Genomic DNA, 9,732 nt, shown 5'->3' on the forward strand with positions numbered 1-9,732 from the left:
TGTGGCTATAATAATGAGCATTTACACAAATGAGAATATTAGTTCAGATATATATGCAAAGATTTTCTTTGACACAATCCAGGAGATTGGATTAGGTTTTACAAAAATTTCACCACATGAACCTATCAATAAAGAATTTACTATAGAAAAAGCTATTGAAATGTGGACACTTACTGAACCAGGTTGCTATGATGATGAATTAGATGCATTGATTGGTACTGCTGGGGGCCTCCATGGAAAAGGAAAGGGATTTTCATGTATGGTGAATTGGTGGGAAAGCCCTAAGGAAAAAAGTATCAGTTATTTGTTAGTTAGCTTTCAAACAAAAATATTTACTAGATATAAAGATGAAATAATGATAGCATTTTAAAAAATAATATCAAAATTTAACGCTGTACATGGATATATTAGTGAAGAAGAAGCAATAGATCGTCAACATATAATAGGTACAATAAAAAACAGAATACCTGGAATTTTCAAATGTAATTATTTTGGAGAAGTTTTTGTAGCGCATATAGGAAAAGAGAGGTTAATATCTTTTCCGTGGTCAAAAGCATTAGAGTTTAATAGAGGAGTACTAACATTTTTAGAAAAAAACTCAAAAGATGAAACCCTACTATTTGAAAAGCAAGCGAAAGAGCATATAGGCTTGGAACTCTTTACTGGGAAAGAAAAGAATTATCCAGATGTTTTAAAATGATAGTGTTAAATATTTTGCAGGAAAGGAATCCTTTAAAAGGTTCCTTTCTTTTATTTAGTACAACGTGTAAGTTAATCAAATCCGGGAATGAATCTCTTTCGTATGACGCAAATGGACTACGGCGGTTCAACCACAATGTGCAAGATGTTCAAATCGACAAGGGGGCCATATGTCTAGTTATTCAAAAAAACAGAAGAAAAATCATGGATTCTGATATCTTAGGAGGAGAAGAGGTAAATGGAAAAATATATTAAAGAGCAAATAAGGTTATGTGAGAAGTATAAAGCGGAGTATGTAGAATCTCCTGATAACTTGAAATTAGGAATATCACAAAATGTGAAAAATGGTAAAACCCCTATTAATGGTCTTCGAATGCCTTTAGAGGGAGATACAACTGGTTGGTATATTTGGGCGGGAGAAGAGATGGGACTAGAACCGGATTTCTTTATTCCTTTACATGTTCAGCATATTGATGGATGGGCACCGGAGGTAAAGAAGTATTTAGGCTTACCGCCTGGGTGGAGATTTTTAATTGCAGGAGATTATGAAGATGTTTGGTATGATCCAAATCTGCTGGGCGAAGATTTGGACATAGATGAAGATGCATGGGAAAAACAAATGTTACAAGAGTATGGTTGGTATACCCATTCTATATTAGCCGAAGATAATGATCACATTCATGCGAACTATCATACGCATGGACTAGCAGAAACTTATAGTCATCGGGATTTACAAATAGTATTAAATATGGATCCGGAAGTAGCACAAGATATTTTTTATACGATTGTAGAAGAAATTAAACGTGGAGAAAAGTTTGAGCAAGGGATAGAGTATAATAATATTATTGAAGGTTATCCAATCATTATGAAATCTTTTAAAGAAATGAACCGAGAGGTTTTAAGAATTTTATTACCTGATGAAAGAGGATTTTTACCAACTCATCCAGATTGTAGTGAAGATTATAAGACTCAATTAGATAACATTGAAAATTAAAATGATAATTATGAATTTTTTAAACTTCAAAGAATCCAGATAATTCTCTTTATGGTTTATACACCTATTAATAATTTCTGTAATTTATTGTAGCGGTATGGATGAGTACGAGGGGACACATTTAATACTTTTTTAAAGTGGCAATTTATAAAAGGAGAATCCAAAGTGGATTCTCCTTTTCATACTGATCACACACCTTTTTTAGAGTAATAGTATCAGTATGTCCAAGATTTAGAGATTATTTGCAATTTCCCTGAAGTTTTTGCACCAGAACCAGAAAGCTTTTGTACAAGGAGTCTACTATTCAAATAAGCACGGATATTTTAAGTAAGTATTTCAATTGGTTACATAAATTAGGAGGTTATAAATGATAAAAAGATAGCCATCAATGCTTATGTTAGGTGAACAAAAAATTGTAATACCGAAAGTATTATGTATAATATATGATGATTTTATTGTATTAGAAGCTAAAAGTAGAAAGTTACAGTTAGAAATTGTTTGTCCAACATATAAATTGCTTATAGAAGATGATTTTTTGGATATATATTTAAATAAATATCCTGATTTTATTCATAAGGATCATAGTTACTATTATAAAGAATTTAGTTTTCAAGAATCGAAGCTAAATATTGAGGGGAAATCTTTTGAGATTCTTAATGGGAATATTCAAATTGACTATTTATCAATAAGGACTTTTTCTGTAGAAATGGAATTAGAATTAAGTGGTGATAGTGGTTCAAGAATTATGAGTACATTATATTTATATCCTCTTATTAAGGAAGCAAAAATTAATGAGAAAAGGATGTATTTAAATAATCTTATCCCTGAAGTAGTTAAAGAAGTTAAATCAATAATGGATTCCTCTACTGGGAAATCGATAGAGGAGTTAAGCCTTGAAGATTTTTCTGTTTCTGCGGTTTGGGAATGGGATTTAGAAAATGAAAGTAAAGTGTTTCAAGATGAAACGTGGGTCCGACCGTCAACTATTAAGGATATATTTAAATTAGATAATATGAATGTCTTTATAAGAGCAGACTTAGTGATAAATAAAGACGATATTTTATATCCATGTATTTTAAATATAGATGTAGATCAAACAGCAAGGACTTTCTCTATTATGGAAGGGGCTGTATATATGAATGAAGAGTATTTCGATTTAAAAGAGTTTTTATTTGATCCAAAAACAAATATACAGAAGATAGATTTTTACATACAAAATCAAATATTCGAAAAAAATGATTTTGTAAATAATAGAAAACGACAGTTAGATTTAACATTTTATTTTGAAAATTAAGGTGTAGTGTTTTTTATAATATATTTCAGAAGGAAGAGAAACTACATGAAGGATATTGATATACAATCAATATTAGATGATTTATGGGGTGCTAAAATTATAGATACTCATATAAATTTGTTAAATAATAATATTCAATTCATATTACAGGTAATTGATAATAGAGTTATAAAAGATGTTAAAATGGTATTTATAGATGTTTCGTCATTTTATTATGTTAAAGATGATGAAAATCTTAGGTTTGAATTTTATGATAGAGAAAAAATGGATTTTTTAGAATTGACAACAATTTATTATCAAGATCCAAATTTAAGTGAAGTTAAATTTAATTTACAAAATGAAAAAGAATGGAGTAGTCAATATTCCACAGGTATAAATATTATAATGGAAATTTGGGACTCTATTTTATTAGTTGAAGCAAGAAAACTTTCTCTTAACGACAAATTAATTCATCTTAAAATGTAGTTGTTTTTTATAGATTCTGTTGCAAAGTTTTTTAAGAGATAAACAGGGATATAAAAGTTACGTTAAATTAAGAGGATTTCTTAATCGAAATGTGGTTGTGTTCGAACCATTGGATTTATCATTTTTAAATGATGAATATATCTCTGAAAGATTTATTATTGGTGGTCAAGAAATAGAACAGATGATAAATAGTATTAAAACAAACGTATTTAATCCTATGGATGAACTTGAAACGTATCTTCGAGATAGATGTGAAATTTTCTGCAAAATTTTTGATTCATCATATATTGAAGTTCAAGCACAAGATGCTTCAATTATTACTGAGATAAACAATATGATTTGAATTAGAACTATATTACGGATGGCATGAATCTTGGTTAATATCAGTAGTTAAATGGTAGAGTTCGAAAGGTAATCCATGGAATTCTGGTGAGATGTATATGAACGTTTTGCGATACCGTGGTCTTAAGTACTTTGTATCGATATTGCAAATAGTCCAATATATGTTGTGAATGAAGATTTATTATATGATACAGAAGAAATAGAAGATAAAGAATAATCCGATTGCTGTTGAGTAACTTCTGTATTCTTTTAAAGGAAGAACCTAAACGGGTTCTTCTTTTTCTATTTTGTCCAGTACCAGCGTTCTTGTAAACAGAGGCAAAGTAGCAAATGGTTATAAAAAATTCATGGCTTGATGGTATGTATCAATACCCCTATTACGAAAACGTAAAATTCTTGCTTTTTTATTTGGTTTATTCTCAAAGACATATAGATTCTCTGCATATACTGCATTTGATGTTTTTAGAGCTTCTTTGATAAAACTCACAAACATAAAACGATACGAGAGAGGAATTATTTTGCAAGTAAAGCTTACTTTCAATCTCATCATTTTCCTCCTTAATCTTCCATATAGAATTATTATAATGTATTCAAAAATTAAGATTCAATACATAAGTAGAAAAAAATGGGAAAATCCATTCTGTGCGTGTCTGCAAATAAATTATATCAATCAGAAGTTGTCTACAAAGAAATATGTGATTCTAAAATTGTTGCGGAACTAGCCGTTGCATACCGAAAGACGAATATAAACCCAGAGTTACAAGAGTTTTTGAAAATAGCGAAAGGCAAGGCGATGAACACATTTACAAAATGACAAAACTGTAAGAATACACGAATGTATGTAAGAAAGTTCGATGTTTTCCTTTTTCTTTTTTTATTATAGTGAAAAAGAAGAAAGAAGAAGGAGATGTCATACTCATGGTGATACCTATTTTTATGAAAGTAAAAAAAGCGTGGGAGGGGAAGGAAGATGACGTTTTCTCAGCTCGCGTTTAAAAACGTTAGTCGAAATATACGTACGTATGGAAAACGTCATGTTAGAGGAAGAAACAGTACATTCACATAGTTAAGAAGTAGTTAAGTCCCATTTAAACCTTTTTTCCCATAATAAAATTATAAGCGTACAAGAAGATTGGTATTTTTAGATGAGTACAATAATCAAAACTATTCATGTAATGAAGGTATATGGCAATCAGTTAAACACCTTACTATAAAGGAGGGATTTGAAAATGTCTTTTTCTCAATTCAATATTGATATTTTTCGAGCAATTAATGATTTAGGTAAACAATATTCATTCCTAAACTCAGCCATGGTATTTTTGGCAGAATATATGGTATATATTTTTGGTTTAATTATTATAGCTTATTGGTTTACCGGGTCCAGAAAAAGCAGGATGATGGTTATTCAAGCGATGGTTGCTTTTGTGATTGCTGAGGTGCTTGGAAAAATAGCAGGGAAATTTCATTTGAATTATCAACCGTTTGCAGTATTGCCTGATGTTAATAAACTTGTCGAACATGCTGTAGATAATTCATTTCCTAGTGACCATACGATTCTCTTTTTTTCGATTTGTTTTTCGTTTTGGCTTGTTCGTAAAAAGACTGGATGGTTATGGCTTATACTTGCATTTTGTGTAGCGATCTCTCGTATTTGGGTAGGGGTTCATTATCCTTTTGATGTTGCAATAGGGGCTTTAATAGGATGTGTTTCAGCGTTATTTTCGTATTGGTTAGTACCGGAATTTTCTTTTATCAAGCAATTGCTTACTCTATATGAAAGAGTAGAGAAACATGTTTTACCATCCAAAAACAAATCAAAGGGATTTTGAGTATACAAGTATAAAAGTTAGCGTGAAAGATACAGATGCTGACGACCTATATATGGAATGTATTCATGTTGCAGCTGTTGCTTCAACTATTGCTGAACAAATTAAAAAAAAGTAAGAAAGTGGAGTGCAATTTATCTAAGAATATATAATTTTTAACAAAAATTCATAATTATGTTATATAATGATGTTAACAAACCATATTTTAGGAATTACCCCGATTGTGTAGAATGTATATTTTGTTTTGCTGAGCTAAAATATTTAGCTAAAAGAACTTGTAGCGGGGCCTGCTACAAGTTCTTTTATTTTATTTGGAGAATTACTTTTCATTAAATGAAAATACGAAAAAAAAGGAGGGATTCCCTTTAAGGACAAAAAATGAGCTTATATTTGTTTATTTATTTTATGTTACAGTTCCATATGTTAGTCAATTACAACACTGTTAAGAAGGAGTATACATAATGAAACGTAAAATGTTAGCTTTAATAGTTCCAGTCATGTTATTATCAGCGGTAGGTTGTGTAAACAATCAGAAAGAAAAAGAAAAAATTAAAGTTTCAATAGAGCAAAATAAACCAGAAGACTACCCTAAAAACCTAAAATATCTAATGAAAGATTTTACAGACCAAGCTAGAGATATTGATAATCTTATCAATAGCAAGAAATCACAGTATAAAAAAGCAACTGAGTTTAGAGAGCTTTCTGAACCTTTCCTAGATACAGTAGACAAGGTAAAAAAATTAGAGTACGACCAAAAATACTTTCCTGTACACAATAAGGTAGATGAAGCAATGACATATGTAAAAGCAGGGGTAGACCATATGCAAACTGCTTTATCTATGGGAGACAAAGTAAGCGTAGAAATAGCAGTTGATGAACTAAAAACCGCTTCTAAGTTAATAGATGAAGGGCATAAGGAAATGAAAAAGATTAAGTAACAGATAAACAAACAAAGGGGTAGGTGAGTATGAAACGTAAAATGTTAGCTTTAGTTGTTCCAGTCATGTTATTGTCAGGAGTAGGTTGTTCAAACACATCTCTATCAACCTAAGATAAATTTATATCCATAATTCACAGAAAACGTTATTCCTTCTAATCTAGCTTGTTTAGAAAGAATAACGTTTTTTAGTACTTAAGAGTATTAAAAACTCTTAAGTTTATGGGCATGTATGGTGACCTCTAAGAGCATACAAGGTTTTATACAGTTTTTTGCTAATCCATTAACAAACGAGAACCCTAAAACCCATGCCAGGATAGGAATGTATAAAAAATGCATAGAGTCATAGAAAAAGGCGGATTACTTGTGAGAGTAGGATTCCGCCTTGTCTTCGCTACCGATAACACTGATTATGTTAATCACAAAAAAATGCCTTTTTAGGCGCTTTTTTGGTTTTTAAATAAGCTTAACAACTCTTACATAATCCATTGGCAACAATCTTTGCGAAAAGAGCCTAATAAAAATAGCTTCTTTTTATAATATGTTAGGGGGTTTATAATATAAAGATAGAGAAATAAATAAAGGAGAAAAGAAAACTATGTATAAAGAAAAATTTCTGCACTCACCATGGGTAACTGGAATTTTATTTGCTTTATGGTTCCTCATCATCCCCCCTATCATCGCAATCATCCTTATCATTAACCGAAATAAGGAAATGAAGAAAGTACAACAAGTTTGGGAAGGAAATGGATTTGATAAAGTTGTAGATGTTAAAGAGCAAATTGCCAGTCTTAGTGAAGAGTTGCAAAAGCTAACATTAGCTAAACAAGAAGTTCTAGCGGAGCTTGAAACTTTCAAGCCTATTACAGACCTAACGGAAGTGAAAAATAGCCTTTCCTCTCAAATTGATAATATGAATAAAGAAAAGGATGCCCTTGCAAAAAGAATTGAGGATGTTCAATCACTTGTAAATTTAACCGAATCTAAACAAAAATTGAGCGAGGAGATTGAAGGATTCACATCCAATAAACAAGCAATTATTCAAGAGATTGATAGTTTGCAAAGAGAAGTTATCCTTCTAAAAGAGGACATACTTATGCAATCATTTGGATTTACAAATCCGAAATATGGTTTTGAAACGTCAGAGGCATTCCAAATCAAATTGAATGAGATCCGACAAAAACAAAAGAAAATGGTTAAGGATAGAGAAGCTACATTTCATCGCTTGGACTGGACAATTGGAGATGATAGAAAGAAAGGTAAGGAATTCATACTTGATACAATTAAACTTACCTTGAGAGCATTCAATAATGAATGCGACAATATCATTACAAAAGTAAAATACTCTAACCTGGAAGCAAGTGAGAAAAGGATTAAAAAGATTTTTGATGAATTAAACAAACTCACTGATATGCAACAGGTATCAATTACGCCAGATTATTTAAAATTAAAGATCGAAGAGTTGTACTTAAAGTATTCATTTGAACAAATGAAACAGGAAGAAAAAGAAGAGCAGCTTGAGATAAAAGAACGCATGAGAGAAGAAGCGAAAGCATTAAAAGAGTTAGAAAAAGCAAAAGAGAAAGTGGAAAAAGAAGAAAAGCACTTCGAGCAAGCAATTGAAAAGTTAAAAATGCAAATGACTGAAACAACTGAAAACCAACAAGCTAAATTAATTGAGAAGCTTAAAGAATTGGAAGCACAGCTGGAGCAAACGCGGAAAAATAAAGAAGATGTATTGTACAGAGTACAAAACACTCGTGCCGGTTACGTGTATATCATTTCAAATATAGGTTCATTTGGTGAAAACGTATTTAAAATCGGTATGACTCGTCGTTTAGAACCTATGGATCGTGTGAAAGAATTGGGTGATGCATCGGTTCCATTTACGTTTGATGTACATGGAATGATCTTTAGTGAAGATGCTCCTGCTTTGGAAAATGCCCTTCATCAAGCATTTGCCGATAAACGAGTGAACAAGGTAAATGCAAGAAAAGAATTCTTCCGGGTTGAGTTGGCTGAAATAGAAAATGTTGTGAAGAAAAACCACAACAAGACGGTTGAATTTACAAAGTTAGCTGAAGCTGAAGACTTCAGAAAATCTATCCAACTTGAAAAGAAGCCTTTGCAAGCTGTTTAATATTTTTTCCCTTTGAATTTAATTAAAACAAATACAAAAAGAGTACCGATTGCTTAAATATATGTTTAACAAACTGGTACTCTTTTATTTATTAAAGTTTTTAAGATTGAATGCATTCTTTATGGTTCTGGAGAAAAAACTTCAAGGTAATTGCAAGTAATCTCTAAATCTTGGACATACTGATACTATTACTCTAAATGAGGGATGTGATCGGTATAGAAAACCAAAATTTGTTCAAATGGAAGCATTATCAGCCTGACTTTATTTTGTTAACGGTAAGATGGTACCTACGGTACAACCTCAGTTTTCGTGATTTAGTGGAAATGATGGAGGAACGCGGCTTATCCGCTGGCGATACAAGAATTAAAAGAGGAGAAACGTATGCCTGAAGGCATGCAGATAAGGCAATGTAAATATCTCAATAATATCGTGGAACAGGATCATCGTTTTATAAAGAAGAGGGTTCGTTCCATGTTAGGATTGAAATCATTTCGTACAGCAACCTTGATTTTGAGAGGTATCGAAGCCATGCATATGATGAAAAAAAGGGCAACTTCACCAAAGGATGAAATCTGCCCAAAATGAGGTTAGAGTCATTCATAAGTTATTTGGATTAGCCGCTTAATCTCAAAATTAACAGGAGATTGCTGTTCTATATTCCTATTAAGCTATTTTCGCACCAGAACCCGTTTTCGGTACTTATAACCAAATCCTTGTCATATTCAAGGGATTTATCCTTAACGTACAGAATCTGCGAAATATTGGTGCTACCCCATGCCCATCAAGCTAACATTTTGAAGTGCCCCCAAAACGAAAATTTCATCTTTTCATAGGTGTCCATGAGAATTTAGTTCATTTTTTTCGTTTTGGGGAACATTTAATTTCTTAAGTTGATGGCAATGTGTCATTGCCTCTATATGTTAAAATAAAATTAATTAAGAAAGCAGGAGTGAATATGGCATATTGCAAAGTTCGTCAAGCTAATATCTATTATGAAGATATAGGGGATGGTATACCAATCGTGATGATACATGG

At 31.5% G+C, this 9,732-nt stretch carries 10 protein-coding genes and 1 pseudogene; 10 read left to right on the forward strand and 1 reads right to left on the reverse strand.

Going from position 1 to position 9,732, the window contains the following annotated elements; genetic code table 11:
- Position 1 precedes the first annotated feature (1 nt).
- The 5 genes from WAZ07_RS23385 to WAZ07_RS23405 all read left to right on the forward strand — a co-directional run bounded on the left by WAZ07_RS23385 (position 2) and on the right by WAZ07_RS23405 (position 3,795).
- Positions 2-370 (forward strand): hypothetical protein, encoded by a 369-nt coding sequence (locus WAZ07_RS23385; protein WP_336474373.1) that lies wholly within the window; start codon positions 2-4, stop codon positions 368-370.
- Positions 371-937: 567 nt separating this feature from the next.
- On the forward strand, positions 938-1,693 hold the full coding sequence (locus WAZ07_RS23390; protein WP_336474374.1) for a DUF4262 domain-containing protein: 756 nt from the start codon (positions 938-940) through the stop codon (positions 1,691-1,693).
- Between the two features lie 388 nt (positions 1,694-2,081).
- The gene (locus WAZ07_RS23395) at positions 2,082-2,987 is read left to right on the forward strand and encodes a hypothetical protein (protein ID WP_336474375.1); all 906 of its coding nucleotides are present in this window, start codon (positions 2,082-2,084) and stop codon (positions 2,985-2,987) included.
- Between the two features lie 45 nt (positions 2,988-3,032).
- Entirely contained in the window at positions 3,033-3,452 is a 420-nt protein-coding gene (locus WAZ07_RS23400) for a YxiG family protein (protein ID WP_336474376.1), read from the forward strand.
- Positions 3,453-3,561: 109 nt separating this feature from the next.
- Complete coding sequence (locus WAZ07_RS23405) at positions 3,562-3,795, forward strand: hypothetical protein (protein WP_336474377.1); 234 nt, start codon at positions 3,562-3,564, stop codon at positions 3,793-3,795.
- A 333-nt stretch (positions 3,796-4,128) separates the two neighbouring features.
- On the opposite strand, the gene WAZ07_RS23410 is transcribed toward WAZ07_RS23405, so the two are convergent.
- The gene (locus WAZ07_RS23410; protein WP_336474378.1) at positions 4,129-4,341 is read right to left on the reverse strand and encodes a hypothetical protein; all 213 of its coding nucleotides are present in this window, start codon (positions 4,339-4,341) and stop codon (positions 4,129-4,131) included.
- Between the two features lie 78 nt (positions 4,342-4,419).
- Between WAZ07_RS23410 and WAZ07_RS23415 the strand changes: the two genes are divergently transcribed.
- The 5 genes and pseudogenes from WAZ07_RS23415 to WAZ07_RS23435 all read left to right on the forward strand — a co-directional run bounded on the left by WAZ07_RS23415 (position 4,420) and on the right by WAZ07_RS23435 (position 9,322).
- On the forward strand, positions 4,420-4,608 hold the full coding sequence (locus tag WAZ07_RS23415) for a type 2 periplasmic-binding domain-containing protein (RefSeq protein WP_336474384.1): 189 nt from the start codon (positions 4,420-4,422) through the stop codon (positions 4,606-4,608).
- 415 nt (positions 4,609-5,023) lie between these two features.
- Positions 5,024-5,623 carry an undecaprenyl-diphosphatase gene (locus tag WAZ07_RS23420; RefSeq protein WP_336474379.1) on the forward strand — a complete coding sequence of 200 codons (600 nt, stop codon included), beginning with the start codon at positions 5,024-5,026 and terminating at the stop codon, positions 5,621-5,623.
- 458 nt (positions 5,624-6,081) lie between these two features.
- The gene (locus WAZ07_RS23425) at positions 6,082-6,558 is read left to right on the forward strand and encodes a hypothetical protein (protein WP_336474380.1); all 477 of its coding nucleotides are present in this window, start codon (positions 6,082-6,084) and stop codon (positions 6,556-6,558) included.
- A gap of 597 nt (positions 6,559-7,155) precedes the next feature.
- Positions 7,156-8,697, forward strand: a complete 1,542-nt coding sequence (locus WAZ07_RS23430) for a DUF4041 domain-containing protein (protein WP_336474381.1) — start codon at positions 7,156-7,158, stop codon at positions 8,695-8,697.
- 215 nt (positions 8,698-8,912) lie between these two features.
- Positions 8,913-9,322 (forward strand): annotated as a pseudogene (locus WAZ07_RS23435) (DDE-type integrase/transposase/recombinase).
- The last annotated feature ends 410 nt before the right edge of the window (positions 9,323-9,732 follow it).

This window comes from Bacillus bruguierae (genome assembly GCF_037104725.1).
In the GTDB taxonomy this organism is placed as follows: Bacteria; Bacillota; Bacilli; order Bacillales; family Bacillaceae_G; genus Bacillus_A; species Bacillus_A bruguierae.